Genomic DNA, 17979 nt, shown 5'->3' on the forward strand with positions numbered 1-17979 from the left:
TCCATGGCGACCTTCCAGTATTACGTGGCTTCCACCATCGACGGCTTCATTGCCTCGGCGGACGACGACCTTGGCTGGCTCCTGCAGTTCGATCAGGTCGAAGGCGTCAACGAGGGCATCGAGTCCTTCATGGCCGGCGTTGGGTGTATTGCCATGGGCGGGGACACCTACCGATGGCTCCTGGAGCACGAGCCCGGCGCATGGCCCTATCCGGACCTTCCCAGCTGGGTTTTTACCCACCACGAGTATTCTGCTCCGGCCGGAGCCAACATCACTTTTGTCCGCGGAGACGTCAGGGAATTTGCTCCGGACCTGCTCAAGGATGCCGGCGACAAGAATGTCTGGCTGGTTGGCGGTGGGGACCTGGTGGCCCAATTCGCCAATGCCGGCCTCCTGGACGAGATGATCGTCACGATAGTGCCGGTGGTGCTGGGCGCAGGAAAGCGGCTGTTGCCGCTCCGGGGCCCGACGGCGCCACTTGAGTTGGTATCGCACAAAACCATTGGCGGGGCGGCGGCAGAGCTGCACTACCGGATGCCGAAGGGCCGGGCTTAGGGAGTCAGTGGCGGTTGTCCCGGATCATGTTGGTGATCCTCGCGGTCGAAAGCCTGCGGCCCTTGTCGTCGGTGATGACGATCTCGTGCGTAGCCAGCGTGCCGCCCAGGTGAATGGCCGTGCAGGTGCCCGTTACCAAGCCCGCGGCTACTGAACGGTGATGGGTTGCGCCAACCTCGATGCCTACGGCATGGCGGCCCCTCCCTGCATGGAGGGATGCTGCAAAGGAGCCCAGCGTCTCTGCAAGGACAACGTGGGCGCCACCATGGAGGATGCCCGCCACTTGGGTGTTTCCTTCCACAGGCATGGTGGCGACCATTCTCTCTGCGCTCATCTCAGTGAAACGGATACCGAGTTTTACCACCAGCGCTCCGACGCCGTGCGCCGAAAGCCAATCGTGGAATTGTTCGGGCACCCCTGCCTCGTTGAGTTCGTCGACAAAGGGGTTCGGCGTGAAATTGTCCATCATGCCAACTAGGCTGGCACCTGTGAGTGAAACAACCAAACCGGACCAGGTTCCAACGGCCCAAGCTGCTGCCATCGCGACAGCACCCACCCCCTCTGCCACAGCATCGGCCGGAACCACGGGGGATGGCCGGCCCAGGCTGCTGGTCCTGGACGGCCACTCCATGGCGTTCCGGGCTTTTTATGCCCTTCCCGCGGAGAACTTCTCCACAGCCCGGGGGCAGTACACCAACGCAGTCCATGGGTTCACCTCCATGTTGATCAACCTGATCAAGGACCAGAAGCCCACGCATGTCGCCGTGGCTTTTGACGTCTCCGACGACACCACCTTCCGGAAAGCCGAGTACAGCGAATACAAGGGTGGGCGCAATGCCACGCCCGCAGAATTCGCCGGCCAGATCGGCCTCATCGCCAAGGTGATGGAGGCATGGGGCATCAAGACCATTGCCATGCCTGGATACGAGGCAGACGACGTCCTGGCTACCCTGGCCGCCCAGGGCGACGCCGCCGGTTTTGAAGTCCTCCTTGTCTCCGGTGACAGGGATGCCTTCCAGCTGATCAACGACAACGTTTTTGTGCTCTACCCCAAGCAGGGCGTGAGCAACATCCCCAGGATGGACGCTGCAGCCATCGAGGAAAAGTACTTCGTCAAGCCCGGCCTGTACTCGGACCTCGCTGCACTTGTCGGCGAAACGGCCGACAACCTTCCCGGGGTCCCCGGCGTGGGTCCCAAGACAGCCGCCAAATGGATTAACCTTTACGGCGGCCTCGAAGGAATCCTGGAAAACCTTGACTCCATCGGGGGCAAGGTGGGCGGTGCCCTGAAGGAGAACCTGGAGAACGTCAAGCGCAACCGCCGGCTCAACCAGCTCCTGACCGACCTGGAGCTGCCCCTTACCCTGGAGGACCTCCACGAGCCACGCCCGGACCGCCAGGCCATCGAGGAACTCTTTGAGGAACTTGAGTTCCGTACCCTGCGTACCCGGTTGTTCGATCTTTACGGTGATGACACCGCCGGTGAGGCGCCTGACACGATTGAAGCCCCGGAGTTTGCCTCGCTCACGGATGCCTCGGGACTGCGGGACTTCTTCTCTGCTGGGGCGGGGGTCCGTTCCGCCCTGGCTGTCCACCTGCTTCCTGGACGGATCGGTGAGGACGCCAATGCCCTGGCTGTGGTGAGGAACAACGGCGCCGCCTACATCGAGCTCACGGCCCTGGATGCTGAAGCGGAGTCCGTCCTGGCCACATGGCTGCAGGACCCCGAAGAAGCCAAAGTCCTGCATGAGTTCAAGTCCGCTCTCAAGGCCCTGCACCACCGTGGCCTGGGCTTGGAAGGCGTAGTGGATGACACCTCCATCTCGGGTTACCTGATCCAGCCGGACCGACGCAGTTACGACCTCGCCGAGCTCGCACAGGTCCATCTGAAGATCTCGCTCACCACCGCTGTTGCCGCATCCGGGCAGCTGGAGCTTGACCTTTCCGGCGAAACGGACCAAGCTGCCGCAGCAGCGCTCGTCCAGCAGGCCGCCGTCGTGCACGCCCTCAGCAAGCACTTCGAAACTGAACTCGCCGCCATTAAGGCCGATGCCCTCCTGACCACGCTGGAACTGCCGGTGGCACGTGTCCTTGCCCAGATGGAACTGACCGGGATTTTCGTCTCCACCGACCGCATGGACGAGCAACTGGCCGATCTCACGAAGGTGATCGAAAGTGCCCAGGAACAGGCTTTCGCGGCTATTGGGCATGAAGTCAACCTGGGTTCGCCCAAGCAACTCCAGACCGTCCTGTTCGAGGAACTGGGACTGCCCAAAACCAAGAAAATCAAGTCCGGCTACACCACCGATGCCGCGTCCCTGAAGGGATTGCTGGAGAAAACCGGACACGAATTCCTGGTCCAGCTAATGGCGCACCGAGAGTCTTCCAAGCTGGCCCAGATGGTGGAAACCCTCAAAAAGTCCGTGGCTGAGGACGAGCGCATCCACACCACGTATGCGCAGAACATCGCCGCCACAGGCCGCATCTCCTCCAACAACCCCAACCTGCAGAACATCCCTGTGCGCAGTGAAGAGGGTCGTCGGGTTCGGGGCATCTTCGTGGTCAGCGAAGGGTACGAATGCTTGTTGTCGGCCGACTACTCGCAGATCGAAATGCGTATCATGGCGCACCTTTCCAGCGACGAAGCCCTGATCCAGGCCTACCGCGACGGAGAAGACCTGCACCGTTTTGTGGGTTCCCGGATCTTCAACGTTGAGCCGGCCGAAGTCACCAGCGCCATGCGTTCCAAGGTGAAGGCGATGTCCTACGGTTTGGCTTATGGCCTGACCTCCTTCGGATTGTCCAAGCAGCTGGAGATTTCCGTGGATGAGGCACGCACGCTCATGAAGGACTACTTCGATCGCTTCGGCGGCGTACGCGACTACCTCCGCGGCGTTGTCGACCAAGCCAGGACGGACGGCTACACGGCCACCATCGAAGGCCGCCGCCGTTACCTGCCGGACCTGACGAGCACCAATCGCCAGGCGCGGGAAGCAGCCGAACGCATTGCCTTGAACTCGCCCATCCAGGGCTCCGCCGCGGACCTCATCAAACGGGCCATGCTGGGAGTCTCGGCCGAGCTCGCGGGCCAGGGCCTGAAGTCCCGGATGCTGCTGCAGGTCCACGATGAACTGGTCCTCGAAGTTGCTCCGGGTGAGCGCGAAACCGTGGAGAAACTGGTAATCGAACAAATGGGTTCAGCTGCCCGCCTCTCAGTTCCCCTTGATGTCCAGATCGGCGTCGGTTCCAGCTGGTACGAGGCTGGACACTGATCCAGCCGGGAATTCCACGTAACGCCGCAGGGCGCGCCGCTGTGATGGTGGCGCGCCCTGCGGCGCCTGGCTAGGCTCGGGAACGTGGCTGATCCCAATGAACCAAACCCGCAAAAGTACTCTGTCCGCCGTTTCCTTGCTGTTGCAGACAAAGAAGACTCCGATGCCTACAGCCGTTGTGCCACTTGGGTGCAGGCTGTATCTCATGGTTTCCACCAACAAAAGCGCGATGACGAGTACATCGCCAGGACCCTCAGCGCCTACAGTGCCGATCAGCGCGAGCTGACGGGCGTCTACATCAACGGCAGTGTCCCTGAGCATTCGCTGGGCGCCGACGTTCCGGTGGCGACGTACGCCACCATGCGCAAAGTGTTGAACGTTGGCTTTGGCCGGCAGCTCGAAGCCAACCTGGTCACCGCCGTGACGGTCCGTGGCACGCACCGGCGGAATGGCATACTTCGCGGCATGATCACTGCCGACCTCGAAAGCGCCAAGGACGACGGCCTGGCCATTGCGGCACTGACGGCTTCGGAAGGAACCATTTATGGTCGCTTCGGTTTCGGCGTGGCTACCTTTGAACGCAGTATCAGGGTAGACACCGGCCCACGATTCAGGTTGAAGGGTGAGCCGGTGGGAACTGTTGAAGCCGCCGATCCTTCGGTGCTACTGGAGTTGGCACCCCGCGTATTCGACCGGCTCCAGCGGCTTTCGCCTGGCTCGGTGGACCGTCAGGAGTACTACCGACTGCTCGCGTCAGGTTCCATCGGTCAAGACGGCAAGCCTGACACCAGCGTCCGCTGTGCTCTGCACTATGACCTCACGGGTGCGTTGGACGGCTACGTTTCCTACCGTTTCAAGGGGTGGGACCACAAGCCTTACACCATGGAAATCGTGGATTTCGTTGCGGCCACCCAGGCCGCCTACCTCGATTTGTGGCGCTTCATGGGCAGCATCGACCTCATTGAAGAAGTCGTGTGGGCTGAGGCGCCCGTGGACGATCCCCTGGTGTGGGCCCTTGAGGACCCAAGGTGTGTGGATGCCTCCGATGTCCGCGACATGCTGTGGCTCCGGATCCTGGACATCGGGGCAGCCCTGCAAGCCCGGCACTACCGCTCAGCGGGACGCCTGGTGCTGGAGGTGGAGGACTCCCTGTCCCTGGCCGGCGGCACTTGGGTTCTGGAGTCCGACGGCGGTGCTGCCGCCGTCGTTTCTGAAGCCGCGGGAGAGGCGGCCGACTTGAGCATGGACATTTCCGATCTTGCCTCCATCTATCTTGGTGCAGTGTCGCCGGTGACGTTGGCCGCGGCGGGACGCATCCGGGAGAAGTCGGCGGGTGCAGCGTTCCTCGCCCAGCAACTGTTCGCGGTGGAACGTCCGGCTCACTGCCTGACTCATTTCTAGGCTCCACCACTAATGCGCAACACCTGACCACACGCGATTCCATACTGAAATTAAGGACATCCATGGGGGATTCCAAGCGGCGGCCTGTGGCCGGCCGGCGATCAGTGCTGCTTGGAATGGCGGGCCTCGCGTCCGCTGCCCTGGCTGCCTGCTCGTCGGTTGAACGACCAAAAAATGCGGCAGCGCCTTCAGTGTCGCCTCTGGTGGCGCCGTCCGTGGCGCCTCTGGTGGCGCCGCCGACAGGCCCGGCGACGCCACCGCCGTCGATCGCTGCCAGATCCAGCGAACAGGCCGCTGCTGCCCTTGCGCCTGCGGCCAAGGCCACAGCAACCGTGCTTCCGGACAAACAGCAGATCATGGCCGAATTCGCCGGGCGGCGGCCCAAAGAATGGGGTCTGCAAGTCACGGGAGTGGTGAACGATTCCGCCTCGAAGCACGTGGCGCTGACCTTCGACGCATGCGGTGGCCCGGGAGGCACTGGATGCGACCACGCGCTGCTGAAGACGCTGCGCCGGCTCCATGTCCCGGCCACGCTCTTCATCAACAGCCGCTGGCTCCAGGCCAACCCGTCACTCGCCGCCGAACTGGCCGCGGAACCGTTGTTCGAACTGGCCAATCACGGAACGCTGCACCAACCGTTGTCGGTCACCGGAAGGGCCGCCTACGGGATCGCCGGCACTGACAACACCGCTGCCGCCTACGATGAACTGATGGGAAACCAGGCGTTGATGCAGGAACTGATCGGTACTCCGCCCGGCTTCTTCCGTCCCGGAACGGCTTTCTACGACGACGTCGCCGTGGAGATGACCAGAAGGCTGGGGCTGCTGCCGGTCAACTTCACCATCAACGGCGATGGTGGCGCGACTTATCCTGCATCGACCGTGGCCGGCGAGGTAGGGCGGGCAAGGGCCGGCGACATCGTCATATCGCACTTCAACAGGCCCGCGGCGGGCACGGCTGAAGGCTATGGCCGGGCCTTGCCGGGAATGCTGGACAGGGGAGTCACGTTTGCACGGCTGGGAGATGTCCTGACCTTGTGAGACTCCTTTTGACCCTGCTTTGCCAATGCGACTAGAATAAACGGGCGTGTACTACGTGCATGCATCCATTTTGTATTAAATCCATTTTGTATTAATCCACAAATCAGGATGACCCGGCGCTTTGCCGTGTTCTGCCGTCCGGAACCGGACGGCAGCGGTTTGCCTGACCGACTCACTATCCACAACGGAGCCCCTACTACATGACCATCACCTCCACCGAGAAGCCCGGTACCCCCGTAGTCGCCATTAACGACATCGGTACCGCTGAGGACTTCCTCGCAGCTGTCGACGCCACCATCAAGTACTTCAACGACGGTGACCTCGTCGAAGGTACCGTCGTCAAGGTCGACCGCGACGAAGTTCTGCTCGACATCGGTTACAAGACCGAAGGTGTCATCCCTTCCCGCGAGCTTTCCATCAAGCACGATGTTGATCCCGGTGACGTCGTCGCCGTTGGCGATCAGGTCGAAGCTTTGGTTCTCACCAAGGAAGACAAAGAAGGCCGTCTGATCCTCTCCAAGAAGCGTGCTCAGTACGAGCGCGCCTGGGGCGACATCGAGAAGGTCAAGGAAGAAGACGGCGTCGTTACCGGTACCGTCATCGAGGTTGTCAAGGGTGGCCTCATCCTGGACATCGGCCTGCGTGGCTTCCTGCCCGCATCCCTCGTCGAAATGCGCCGCGTCCGCGACCTCGCTCCGTACATCGGTCAGCAGATCGAAGCCAAGATCATCGAGCTGGACAAGAACCGCAACAACGTTGTGCTCTCCCGCCGTGCATGGCTCGAGCAGACCCAGTCCGAGGTTCGCTCCACGTTCCTCAACAAGCTGGAAAAGGGCCAGGTTCGTCCGGGCGTTGTTTCCTCCATCGTCAACTTCGGTGCCTTCGTGGACCTGGGCGGCGTAGACGGCCTCGTCCACGTTTCCGAGCTGTCCTGGAAGCACATCGACCACCCGTCCGAGGTTGTCGAGGTTGGCCAGGAAGTCACCGTCGAGGTCCTCGAAGTGGATCTGGACCGCGAGCGTGTCTCCCTGTCGCTCAAGGCTACGCAGGAAGATCCGTGGCAGACCTTCGCCCGCACCCACGCCCTCGGCCAGGTTGTTCCGGGTAAGGTCACCAAGCTGGTTCCGTTCGGTGCGTTCGTTCGCGTCGAAGACGGCATCGAAGGCCTCGTGCACATCTCCGAGCTGGCTGTCCGCCACGTTGAGCTCGCCGAGCAGGTTGTCTCCGTTGGCGACGAACTGTTCGTCAAGGTCATCGACATCGACCTCGAGCGTCGCCGCATCTCCCTCTCCCTCAAGCAGGCTAACGAGGGCGTTGACGCTGACAGCACCGAGTTCGATCCCGCTCTGTACGGCATGGCCGCTGAGTACGACGAAGAGGGCAACTACAAGTACCCCGAGGGCTTCGACCCCGAGTCGAACGAATGGCTCGAAGGCTACGAGACCCAGCGCGCAGCTTGGGAGCAGCAGTACGCTGACGCCCAGACCCGTTGGGAAGCCCACAAGAAGCAGGTTGCCCAGCACGCTGCTGACGACGCTGCTGCTGCAACGTCCGGTGAGAGCGATTCCGGCACCACGAGCTACTCCTCGGAGCCGGCTGCTGCTGAGTCCAACACCGGCGGCGGTACCCTGGCGTCCGACGAAGCACTCGCTGCACTGCGTGAGAAGCTGACCGGCAACTAATTCCGCCTCCCTCACGGGATGTGCTGAATAGCCAAAGAAGGACCCCTGCCTCCGGGCAGGGGTCCTTCTGTCTTAGGCCGCAAACAGATTGATCAGCGCGGTACGTCGATCCATTCCGTGCCGAGGGGTTTGAGTTCTGCCCGGCCGGCGGTCAGGGACGCCAGCTTGGAACGGGCGTCGGAGATGGTTGCCGCATCATCTGCCAGGGCAACGTTGAGGGTTGTGTGCCGGGGTCCATAGGACGAACCGGCCATGACATACCCGGAACTGCGAAGTTCGTTTTCCAGCCGACCGGCCTCTTCATGGAGAACGTCGACGGCGCACAAACGCAGCCTTTGGCGCCGAACCAGCGGAGCCGGATCCAGCGCAGCAGAGACCGATTCAGAATATGCGCGGACCAAGCCGCCGGCGCCCAGCAGGATACCCCCGAAATAACGCACGACGACGACACTTACGTCGCTGAGGTCCGTCACCCCTGGCGCTGTCTCACGCTTGATGAGAGCCTCCAACATGGGGATGCCCGCAGTGCCGGAGGGTTCGCCGTCGTCGTTGGAACGCTGGACCTCCCGATCCGGGCCAATGACGAACGCGGAGCAATGGTGCCGCGCATCATGGAATTCGCGCCTCAGATCGGCCACAAGCGCGCGGGCAGTGCCTTCATCGGGGGATCGGCGGAGAACGGTAATGAACCGCGAACGACGGATCTCAAGCTCGTGGCGGAAATCCTCGCCGGCAGCCAGGGTTGTGTACGTTGTTGCCCGGCTCTGATCCTCAATTTCCACCGCTTCAGTCTAGTGTTGAGGGGTGTTGAAGATCGGACTGACGGGCGGCATTGCCTCGGGTAAATCATTGGTTGCTGCCAGGTTGCAGAAATTGGGTGCACTGCTCATTGATGCAGACCTCATCGCCAGGCAGGTGGTTGAACCCGGCACAGCCGGCTTGGACCGCATCACAGCTGCCTTCGGCTCTGACATTCTCGACGCCGAAGGCCGGCTCGACCGACCAAAGCTCGGGTCCGTCGTGTTCCAGGACCCGGCACAACGGGAGGTCCTAAACAGCATTGTCCATCCGTTGGTGCGGGAAAAAGCAGCAGCCATGATGGCCGGCGCCGGTCCCACCGACATCGTGGTGCAGGATATTCCGCTGCTTGTGGAGACTGGCCAAGGCAGCAACTTCCACTTGGTGGTGGTGGTGGACGCACCCGAAGAGGTGCGTCTGCAGCGCATGGTGGATTTCCGGGCAATGACCACCGAGGATGCACAGGCGCGCATGGCTGCCCAAGCTACCACTTCTGAACGTAACGCCGCCGCAGACGTTGTTTTGGCCAATGCCGGCGACCGCGAAGAACTGCTTGCCCAGGTTGACGCTTTGTGGACGGGCAGGTTGGTGCCCTTTGCCGAAAATCTGGGTCAGGGTCAACGGGCAGGACGGCATACCGGGCCAGTCCTGTCGCCAGCCAATCCGGACTGGACCCGCCAGGCCGGGGTACTCGCAGCCCGTATCGCAGCGGCCGCTCCTGCACGGATCCTGGCCGTGGACCATGTCGGTTCCACTTCCGTGCCCGGGCTTGCGGCCAAGGATGTGATTGACCTTCAGGTTGCTGTGGCTGACCTCGAAACAGCCGATGACATAGCGGCCCAGCTGGCGACGGCCGGCTTTCCGTCGGTGCCGGGAGTCAACCAGGACACTCCCAAGCCCGGAAACCCCGATCCCGCGGAGTGGCAGAAGCGTTTCCACGCCAACGCTGATCCGGGCCGGCCAGTAAACCTGCATGTACGGGTGGCCGGCTCAGCCGGATGGCGTTATGCCTTGCTTTTCCGCGACTGGCTGAGGTCCGAGCCCACCGCCCTGGCAATGTATGAGGCGCATAAACTCGAAATTGCGGAAGCACATGCGGGGGATGGGCACACTGAGGGCTATGCCGAGGCCAAGGAGCCGTGGTTCACCCAAGTGGCCTGGCCGCTCATGGATCAGTGGGCCGCCCGCACGGGGTGGCAGCCGCCGTCGTACCAGTCTTCTGCTGACGGCAAACGCGGACAGTAGCTGACCGGGACCGGGGGTAGATTTGATGTATGAGCCTTGCCCAGGAGATCAATCGTGTCGTCGCGCCGTTCGAAGTCATCAGCGAGTTCAAGCCTGCCGGCGATCAGCCTACTGCCATTGCAGAGCTGACTGAACGGATCAACAACGGGGAAAAGGACGTCGTCCTCCTCGGTGCCACTGGTACGGGTAAGAGCGCCACCACTGCGTGGCTGATCGAGCAGGTCCAGCGACCCACCCTGGTGATGGTTCAGAACAAGACCCTTGCCGCGCAGCTTGCCAACGAATTCCGTGAGCTTCTGCCCAACAATGCGGTGGAGTACTTCGTCTCGTACTACGACTACTACCAGCCAGAGGCATACGTAGCGCAGACAGATACCTTCATTGAGAAGGATTCCTCCATCAACGAGGAAGTCGAGCGGCTCCGGCACTCAGCCACCAACGCGTTGTTGACCCGCCGCGACGTCATTGTGGTGGCCACGGTCTCCTGCATTTACGGCTTGGGTACGCCGGAAGAGTACATTGCCGGCATGGTGACGCTCCGCAAGGGCGCGGAGATGAACCGCGACCACCTCCTGCGGAAGTTCGTCTCCATGCAGTACGCCCGCAACGACATGGACTTCCACCGGGGAACGTTCCGGGTCCGCGGCGACACCGTGGAGATCATTCCCATGTATGAGGAACTGGCCATCAGGATCGAATTCTTCGGTGATGAAATCGAGAACATCCAGACCCTCCACCCCCTCACCGGCGAAGTCCTCCGTGACGAAGAGGAAATGTACGTTTTCCCGGCGTCGCACTACGTTGCCGGTCCCGAGCGCATGGCCCGTGCCATCAAGCGCATTGAAGACGAACTGGCAGACCGCTTGAAGGTGCTGGAAAGCCAGAACAAATTGGTGGAGGCGCAGCGCCTGCGGATGCGGACCACCTACGATCTCGAAATGATGCAGCAGATGGGCTTCTGCAACGGCATCGAGAACTACTCCGTCCACATCGACGGGCGGAACCCCGGGACAGCACCGCACTGCCTGATTGACTACTTCCCGGACGATTTCCTGCTGGTAGTCGATGAATCGCATGTCACCATCCCGCAAATCGGCGCGATGTACGAAGGCGATATGTCCCGCAAGCGGAATCTCGTGGACTTTGGCTTCCGCCTACCGTCGGCGATGGACAACCGGCCGCTGAAGTGGGATGAGTTCCTGGAACGCATCGGCCAAACCGTCTACCTCTCGGCAACACCGGGTAAATACGAGCTGGGCAAGGCCGATGGCTACGTGCAGCAGATCATCCGCCCCACCGGCCTGATCGACCCCGAAGTGGTGGTCAAGCCCACCAAAGGCCAGATTGACGACCTCCTGGGCGAGATCAGGACGCGCACGGAAAAGAATGAGCGCGTCCTGGTGACCACCCTGACCAAGCGCATGGCCGAAGACCTCACCGACTACCTGGTGGGCCACGGCGTCAAGGTGGAGTACCTCCACTCCGATGTCGACACCCTCCGGCGCGTGGAGTTGCTCCGTGAACTGAGAATGGGTGTCTTTGATGTCCTGGTTGGTATCAACCTTCTCCGTGAAGGCCTGGACCTCCCTGAGGTTTCCCTCGTCAGTATCCTCGACGCCGACAAGGAAGGCTTCCTGCGGTCCTCCACGTCCCTGATCCAGACCATTGGCCGCGCAGCACGTAACGTCTCCGGCCAGGTCCACATGTACGCTGACCGGATTACCGACTCGATGGCCCATGCCATTGAAGAAACCAACAGGCGCCGTGCCATCCAGGTGCAATACAACACAGACCACGGCATTGATCCCCAGCCACTGCGCAAGAAGATCGCCGACATTACGGACCAGCTGGCCAAGGAAGACGCAGACACCCAGGAGCTGCTCAACAACAACCGGCTGGCCAAGGGCGGCAAACGCGGCAAGTCCGCTGCCAAGGGTGCTGCCACTGTTCGACAGGACGGCCTGGCCGCGGCTCCCGCGGAGGACCTGGTGGGACTTATTGAGCAACTGACAGAACAAATGCACGGGGCGGCAGCTGAATTGCAGTTCGAAGTGGCGGCCCGCATCCGTGACGAAGTCAAGGAGTTGAAGCGCGAATTACGCCAGATGCAGTCCGCAGGGCACGCCTAAGGTAAAGTTGTGGTCACGTAGGGGAGTATCCCAAGCGCTATGTCCGTCAGCACGCAAGGCACAGATGCCTCGCCGGACCTAGCGGGCCGCCAATTTCTGCATTCACCGCACCCTGGCAGGCCGGAGAGACTTACACCGCTTTCCCGTACCCTGCGAAAGGCACCTTTAATGCAGCTTCCCGTCTGGTTTGAGATCGGCTCCTTTGTCGTTCTCGGAATCATTTTGCTGATTGACCTCCTGTTGGTCGTCAAGCGTCCCCACGAACCTTCCATGAAGGAAGCCGGCCTGTGGGTCGGCTTCTACGTCGGCCTGGCCCTGCTGTTCGCCGTGGCCATGTTCTTCTTTGCCGGCCCGGAGTACGGCGGACAATTCGTCGCCGGCTGGGTCACTGAGTACAGCCTGAGCATCGACAACCTCTTTGTCTTCATCATCATCATGGCCCGCTTCTCGGTGCCCCGTAAGTACCAGCAGGAAGTGCTTATGGTGGGCATCATCATCGCCCTGATCCTTCGCGGTATCTTTATCGCCCTCGGCGCTGTGGTCATCGAACAGTTCAGCTGGGTCTTCTACATCTTTGGCGCTTTCCTTCTGTGGACCGCCTGGAAGCAAGCCAAGGATTCCGGCGAAGACGAAGAAGAGGGCGCTGAGAACCCCCTGATCGCCCGCCTTCGCAAGGTCCTTCCGATGTCCGAGAAGTTCGACGGCGGCAAGTTGCGCACCGTGGTTGACGGCAAGAAGGTCTTCACCCCCATGCTGATCGTCTTCGTGACCATCGGCCTGACTGACCTCCTGTTCGCAGTGGACTCCATCCCCGCGATCTTCGGCCTGACCCAGAGTGCATTTATCGTCTTCACAGCGAACATCTTCGCGCTCATGGGCCTGCGCCAGCTGTACTTCCTCCTCGGTGGACTCATGACACGCCTGGTCTACCTGAAGCACGCCCTGTCCGTGATCCTGGCCTTCATCGGCGTCAAGCTGGTCCTGCACGCCATGCACGTCAACGAGCTTCCGTTCATCAACGGTGGCCACCACATCGAGTGGGCTCCCGAGATTCCCACCTACGTCTCTCTGGCGGTCATTGTGGGCACCATCATCGTTGCCGTTGTGGCCAGCCTCCTGAGCCCCCAGGCACGGCAGGCCAAGTTGGATGCCCGGCTGGAAGAGGATGCCAAAAAGAGCATGAGCGAGGCAGACTAACTCTCCCCGGAAAGTTGTAGTCTCGTGAAGTGACTACCACTTCAACTACGGCGCTGGACCCACAAAGGGTCCAGCGCCGTACTGTTTTTCTGCTCAGTTCTGCACAGCTGCTAAGTGGGGTCGGCAACGGAGCCACGCTTTCCATCGGTTCCCTGCTGGCAGTTGACCTGTCAGGTTCAGAAGCGTGGGCGGGTTCCATCACCACAGTGCTGACGTTGGCTGCTGCGATCGCGGCTTTGCCCCTTGCGCGGCTGGCGGAAACCCGCGGACGCCGCACAGGCCTGGTGACCGGATTGATGGCGGCGATGATGGGGGCGCTGCTGATCATTGCTTCCGTGGTGGCCCAGTCCTTCTTGTTGCTTCTGCTGGGTGCAGCGTTCCTGGGCCTCGGCACGGCCGCGAACCTGCAGGCGAGATTCGCAGCCGTCGACCTCGCTGAACCCGAGCACCGTGGGCGGTCGCTGTCCACTGTGGTCTGGGCCATCACCATCGGCGCTGTCGCCGGGCCCAACCTGATCCAGCCCGGGGCAGTGGTTGGGGCGGCCCTTGGCCTGCCGCCGATTGCCGGTCCGTTCCTGTTTTCAGCCGCCGGCCTGCTCCTGGCTTCCATCTTGCTGTTCGCGGGACTGCGCCCTGACCCGCTGTTGTTGTCCCGGAAGCTGGCAGCCCAGGCAGCCGGCAACACCGGCAAGGAAGGTCCTGCCGTGAGGGGTAACATCCGTTCGGGCCTGCGGGCCGTGCGGCAATCTCCGTTGGCAATGCTGTCTCTAGCGGCCGTAGTGGCGGCGCACGGGGTCATGGTGGCCGTCATGTCCATGACACCGCTGCATCTTCAGCAGCTGGTGGGCGGTTCCCACGCGGGCCACCATGGCGGAGCAACCGGGAGCGCCGATGCCTTGGTGGTCATCGGGCTCACGATTTCGCTCCACATCGCGGGGATGTTCGCCCTCTCGCCCCTGTGGGGCTGGCTGACCGACAAAGCCGGCCGCCTGCAGACCATCGCCATGGGCCATGGTTTGCTGCTGGTTGCTGTGTTCATTGCCGGGTTTGGCCAGGACGAGCCCGGACTCGTCACTGCCGGGCTCGTCCTGCTTGGCCTGGGCTGGTCTGCGGCAACCATCGCGGGTTCAACATTGCTGGCTGAAAGCGTGGCTCCCGATTCCCGCGTGACCGTCCAGGGTGTCTCGGACACCCTCATGGGTGGCGCCGGCGCAATCGGCGGCGCCACCTCCGGTCTACTGCTCGCGTGGATCGGCTACCAGGGGTTGAACCTGGCTTCCAGCATCCTGGCGGCACTGGTGCTTGCCTTGACGCTGGTTATGACCGCACGGAAGACACCGGCTTCAGCCGGGCCGGACATTCAGCCGTCGGCCTAGCGGACAGCCCGGACCATCCCCAGGAGACGGGCAAAGATTCCCTCGCCGTCTTCGCCGATGCCGTCGTGATGGAAGTCCGCGGTAACCCACGGTTGGAGTCCGCGGACTGCAGCTGCCGTTTCAAGCGACAGATCGTGGTCGACGTAAATGTCATCCTTGTACACAGCGGCCGCCACGGGCACAGTGTTTGCAGCCAGCCGCTCGGGGTCGTACAAGGGCTTCCAGTCCATCTTGGCGGCCAACTGTTCGGCCACTTCCCGCAGCGGCACCAAGGCAGGATCCTGGTCGAAATACCACGGGTAGACCATTTCACCGGTGAGCAACGGCTCAGTGGCGTCGGGCTTGAAGCCCGGATGGTCCTCCAGCACCCGCCACGCGGCCCAGTTGGTGGCCTGGCCCTGCGCGTAGATGGACTCATGCAGTACGGCGTAGAGCGGATTGGCGGCGCGGCTGACGAGGCCGCGCACTTGTTCAAGGAATGCTTCGGACAGGCGTGGCCCGGACGGAGTGTCTATGAAGGCGTCCTCCAGGAGGTAGTGGAGGGCATCCACGCGGGTGTTGCCGCCGAGGAATGACCCGACCATCTGGAACCGGGCGGCCGTGAGCTTTTCGCCGCTGGAGAGGAACTCGTCCTGGCTGTCCAGGTGCCGGGCGATCCGGGTGACCCTGTCCCGGTCTTCCGGGTACCAGGAGAAGTACTCGGCATTGCGCGCAGCAACACGGCCGAACGTGGCCTGGTACACCCGGTCCGCAGGACCGTGCAGGGGAGCCAGGCCGCCCGTGATGAGGACCTCGCGAAGCCCCTCCGGAGCGAAAGACAAGTAGGTCAGCGCGCAGAATCCACCAAAACTCTGGCCCAGTACTGACCACGGGCCGGAGCCCAGTACGCCCCTGATCAGTTCGCAGTCAGCGATGATCGAATCGGCGCGGAAGTGCGTCAAATATTCGGCTTGCGCCGCGGCGTCGCCACGGAGTTCAAGTGACTTGTGTTCGACGGGCGTGGACAATCCCGTGCCCCGTTGGTCGAGCATCAGGATCCGGAAGTCCTTCGCGGCCGCCTTCATCCAGCCCGACAACGAGGTGACCCTGTTGCCACGGCCGCCCGGACCTCCTTGAAGAAACAGCAACCACGGCAATTTTTCGGCTTCCTCAGCCGTGTGCCCGGTGGATGAGTACTCCCTGGCAAAGACTGTGATGGTCTCGCCCGCGTTGGCCGGTTCCCCGGGTACGTGCACCAGGGGAACAGTGAAGTAATGCTCGGTGGTCCGCAGGCCACGGAACTCATGACGGGCGGAAACCCTGTGCATCCCGACAGCCTGCCCGTGCGCCTGCCTGACGTCGATCTGCTCAGCCACGGGCAAGTGCCCCGTCGGCCTGGCCGGTTTTCGTGCCGAAGGCCTCGAGTGCCTCCCCGGTCAGTCGGAAGGTGGACCATTCATCCATCGGGAAAGCGCCCAGGTTCTTGTAGAAGTTAATGGAGGGTTCGTTCCAGTCAAGGACACTCCATTCCACGCGGGCATAGCCACGTTCGACGGCGGTGGCCGCCAGATACTGCAGCAATGCCTTGCCGTGGCCCTCGCCACGGGCGTCGGGAACCACGTAGAGGTCTTCGAGGTAGATGCCGTGAACGCCTTCCCAGGTGGAATAGTTCAGGAACCAGAGGGCGAAGCCCTGGACTGTACCGGCGCTGTTTTCTGCGATGGTGGCAAAAACGCGGGGGTTCTCGCCGAAGAGAACTTCGGTGAGCATGGCCGGGGTGTTCTTGACGGCATCCGGTTCCTTCTCGTAGATCGCAAGGTCATGGATCATCCGGAGGATGGCAGGGACGTCGTCAACAGTGGCTGGGCGGATTTCACTCATGGCTTTGAGCTTACTAGGGGAGCCCTGCCGGCCGCTGCAAGGTTTCAGCTACTGCCAGGCCAGCGCCGAAGTTCCGTACTGCACCGGAGTTCTCCTGTACTGAAGTGGCACGCCGTCAACGGTCAAGGGCGGTCCTGCAAAGTGCAGCGGACCATAGGGGCTTTCCGCCACGTGCAGGTCAGGGACGGCAAGTGAACGGGCAGGGATTTCGGAGCCGGGCGGCGGCAGACGGAAGAGTTCCTCCGCGGTGCGGGCCAGGGAAAGATGCGCAGCTCCTCCCAATCCGGTGCGGAGGCGTTCCGACAGAAGAGCCAGCACAGCGGCGACGATTCCATATCCCGTCGCGTGATCCAGCGCTTGGACAGGCAGCGCTCCTGGCCTCCACCCGCCGTCGTCGCTTCCGGACTGCTCCGCGATCCCGCAGGCGGCCTGGACCAGACTGTCGAAGCCCCGCCGCCCGCTCCACGGTCCCGTGGTGCCCCAGGCGCTCAATGTCACTGCCACGAGCGCGGGCCTGGCCGCCAGCATCCCCTCAGGGCTGAAACCGAACCCATCCAGCCCACCCTGGCGGTAGCCGGTCACCACGACGTCGGCGGTGGCGAGCAAGCCGCGGACCCTGTCCAGGACCGCTGGATCTTTGAGGTCAGCTACGGCGCTGCGCTTATCAAAGCCGGAGTCAACAAAGGCATCCGTGAGCTCAGGAAGGTGGGGCGGATCGATCCGCAGGACATCGGCACCCAGGGCGCCCAGCAAACGGGTGGCCGTGGGGCCGGCTATAACGCGCGTCAGGTCCAGCACTCTGAGTCCGGCCAGAGGCCGCGTTGCTTGCTTTGAGGGAATCCACGACGACGGCCGTGGACTTTCGCCCGACGCCGATGGACGGCTGAACCGGATCCAAGGACCGAAGCTTGCCGCCGGGTGCATGGCCGTGGCTTTCCACTCTGCCCTTGAGCGGACGGCTGCAGCCACACCTTCCGCCGAGGTGACAGCCTCCTCTGCCTCCAGGGCCGACATGGAAAGCAGGACCCTGTCCAGGTCATCAGGCGTAGCGGCCCTCAGTGCCTTCATCAAACGCTCCGCGTGATGGGGGTAGTTGGCGTGCAGGCGGATCCAGCCGTCCCCGGTGGGCCGGAATCCGGACATCGGGACAAATCCCTGGGCCTTCCGGCCCGAGATCCGGAGGTACCCCAATGAATCAAACGAAGCGGCCGTCAGCTGTGCTGATATCGAGTACCGGCCGGGGGAACCCGTCAATGATTCAAGCGCCGCGGCTGCTGCCCGGACCGACCCCATAGCCAGCCCTTCGACGTCCAGGCTGCCGCCCCACCACCGGCGCGGACCGGGAACGGCAGCAGGTTCTGCCGCGCTGAAGGATTCCAGGTGCCGAAGGCTGGCGGTCAGGTCCGGAACAGGTTCCACGGCGG

Annotated in this window: 14 protein-coding genes; 9 read left to right on the forward strand and 5 right to left on the reverse strand. The window is 62.5% G+C overall.

Annotated features, from left to right (window positions below; genetic code table 11):
• The first annotated feature begins 3 nt into the window (after positions 1-3).
• Complete coding sequence (locus LDN85_RS10955; protein WP_223943104.1) at positions 4-555, forward strand: dihydrofolate reductase family protein; 552 nt, start codon at positions 4-6, stop codon at positions 553-555.
• A 4-nt stretch (positions 556-559) separates the two neighbouring features.
• On the opposite strand, the gene LDN85_RS10960 is transcribed toward LDN85_RS10955, so the two are convergent.
• Positions 560-1024 (reverse strand): hotdog fold thioesterase, encoded by a 465-nt coding sequence (locus LDN85_RS10960; RefSeq protein WP_026540600.1) that lies wholly within the window; start codon positions 1022-1024, stop codon positions 560-562.
• Between the two features lie 160 nt (positions 1025-1184).
• Here LDN85_RS10960 and polA point away from each other — a divergent pair, with 160 nt between their 5' ends.
• From polA to rpsA, 4 genes are all read left to right on the forward strand, one after another.
• A complete protein-coding gene (gene polA / locus LDN85_RS10965) occupies positions 1185-3827 on the forward strand; it encodes a DNA polymerase I (RefSeq protein WP_263422096.1) in 2643 nt (880 codons plus the stop codon).
• Between the two features lie 84 nt (positions 3828-3911).
• On the forward strand, positions 3912-5228 hold the full coding sequence (locus tag LDN85_RS10970; protein WP_223943106.1) for a GNAT family N-acetyltransferase: 1317 nt from the start codon (positions 3912-3914) through the stop codon (positions 5226-5228).
• 62 nt (positions 5229-5290) lie between these two features.
• Entirely contained in the window at positions 5291-6268 is a 978-nt protein-coding gene (locus LDN85_RS10975; RefSeq protein ID WP_223943107.1) for a polysaccharide deacetylase family protein, read from the forward strand.
• Between the two features lie 200 nt (positions 6269-6468).
• Positions 6469-7950: a 30S ribosomal protein S1 gene (gene rpsA / locus LDN85_RS10980; protein WP_026540604.1), complete on the forward strand. Its 1482-nt coding sequence runs from the start codon at positions 6469-6471 to the stop codon at positions 7948-7950.
• Positions 7951-8042: 92 nt separating this feature from the next.
• On the opposite strand, the gene LDN85_RS10985 is transcribed toward rpsA, so the two are convergent.
• Complete coding sequence (locus tag LDN85_RS10985; RefSeq protein ID WP_223943108.1) at positions 8043-8732, reverse strand: YigZ family protein; 690 nt, start codon at positions 8730-8732, stop codon at positions 8043-8045.
• A gap of 22 nt (positions 8733-8754) precedes the next feature.
• Between LDN85_RS10985 and coaE the strand changes: the two genes are divergently transcribed.
• The 4 genes from coaE to LDN85_RS11005 all read left to right on the forward strand — a co-directional run bounded on the left by coaE (position 8755) and on the right by LDN85_RS11005 (position 14695).
• Positions 8755-9993, forward strand: a complete 1239-nt coding sequence (coaE, locus tag LDN85_RS10990) for a dephospho-CoA kinase (RefSeq protein ID WP_223943109.1) — start codon at positions 8755-8757, stop codon at positions 9991-9993.
• Between the two features lie 29 nt (positions 9994-10022).
• On the forward strand, positions 10023-12122 hold the full coding sequence (gene uvrB / locus LDN85_RS10995) for an excinuclease ABC subunit UvrB (protein WP_026540607.1): 2100 nt from the start codon (positions 10023-10025) through the stop codon (positions 12120-12122).
• A 168-nt stretch (positions 12123-12290) separates the two neighbouring features.
• Positions 12291-13319: a TerC family protein gene (locus LDN85_RS11000; RefSeq protein WP_026540608.1), complete on the forward strand. Its 1029-nt coding sequence runs from the start codon at positions 12291-12293 to the stop codon at positions 13317-13319.
• A gap of 29 nt (positions 13320-13348) precedes the next feature.
• Positions 13349-14695 (forward strand): MFS transporter, encoded by a 1347-nt coding sequence (locus LDN85_RS11005; protein ID WP_223943110.1) that lies wholly within the window; start codon positions 13349-13351, stop codon positions 14693-14695.
• Here the strand turns inward: LDN85_RS11005 and LDN85_RS11010 are convergent.
• From LDN85_RS11010 to LDN85_RS11020, 3 genes are read right to left on the reverse strand one after another with little or no spacing between them, the layout of a single operon-like run.
• Complete coding sequence (locus LDN85_RS11010) at positions 14692-16002, reverse strand: alpha/beta fold hydrolase (protein WP_223945459.1); 1311 nt, start codon at positions 16000-16002, stop codon at positions 14692-14694. The two genes, LDN85_RS11005 and LDN85_RS11010, sit on opposite strands and share 4 nt — an antisense overlap.
• Before the next feature lie 40 nt (positions 16003-16042).
• Positions 16043-16555, reverse strand: coding sequence for a GNAT family N-acetyltransferase (locus LDN85_RS11015; RefSeq protein WP_026546765.1), 513 nt, complete (start codon positions 16553-16555; stop codon positions 16043-16045).
• 48 nt (positions 16556-16603) lie between these two features.
• A complete protein-coding gene (locus LDN85_RS11020) occupies positions 16604-17974 on the reverse strand; it encodes a CoA transferase (protein ID WP_223943111.1) in 1371 nt (456 codons plus the stop codon).
• Positions 17975-17979: the final 5 nt, after the last annotated feature.

Origin of the sequence: Arthrobacter sp. StoSoilB20, from assembly GCF_019977295.1 — a bacterium.
Taxonomy (GTDB): Bacteria; Actinomycetota; Actinomycetes; order Actinomycetales; family Micrococcaceae; genus Arthrobacter; species Arthrobacter nicotinovorans_A.

What these genes read in the sequence shown, in the direction of transcription:
- LDN85_RS10955 (WP_223943104.1), top strand. Translation starts at nt 4, where the DNA reads ATGGCGACCTTCCAGTATTACGTGGCTTCCACCATCGACGGCTTCATT.
- LDN85_RS10960 (WP_026540600.1), bottom strand. Translation starts at nt 1,024, where the DNA reads ATGATGGACAATTTCACGCCGAACCCCTTTGTCGACGAACTCAACGAG.
- polA (WP_263422096.1), top strand. Translation starts at nt 1,185, where the DNA reads ATGGCGTTCCGGGCTTTTTATGCCCTTCCCGCGGAGAACTTCTCCACA.
- LDN85_RS10975 (WP_223943107.1), top strand. Translation starts at nt 5,291, where the DNA reads ATGGGGGATTCCAAGCGGCGGCCTGTGGCCGGCCGGCGATCAGTGCTG.
- rpsA (WP_026540604.1), top strand. Translation starts at nt 6,469, where the DNA reads ATGACCATCACCTCCACCGAGAAGCCCGGTACCCCCGTAGTCGCCATT.
- uvrB (WP_026540607.1), top strand. Translation starts at nt 10,023, where the DNA reads ATGAGCCTTGCCCAGGAGATCAATCGTGTCGTCGCGCCGTTCGAAGTC.
- LDN85_RS11000 (WP_026540608.1), top strand. Translation starts at nt 12,291, where the DNA reads ATGCAGCTTCCCGTCTGGTTTGAGATCGGCTCCTTTGTCGTTCTCGGA.
- LDN85_RS11010 (WP_223945459.1), bottom strand. Translation starts at nt 16,002, where the DNA reads ATGCACAGGGTTTCCGCCCGTCATGAGTTCCGTGGCCTGCGGACCACC.
- LDN85_RS11015 (WP_026546765.1), bottom strand. Translation starts at nt 16,555, where the DNA reads ATGAGTGAAATCCGCCCAGCCACTGTTGACGACGTCCCTGCCATCCTC.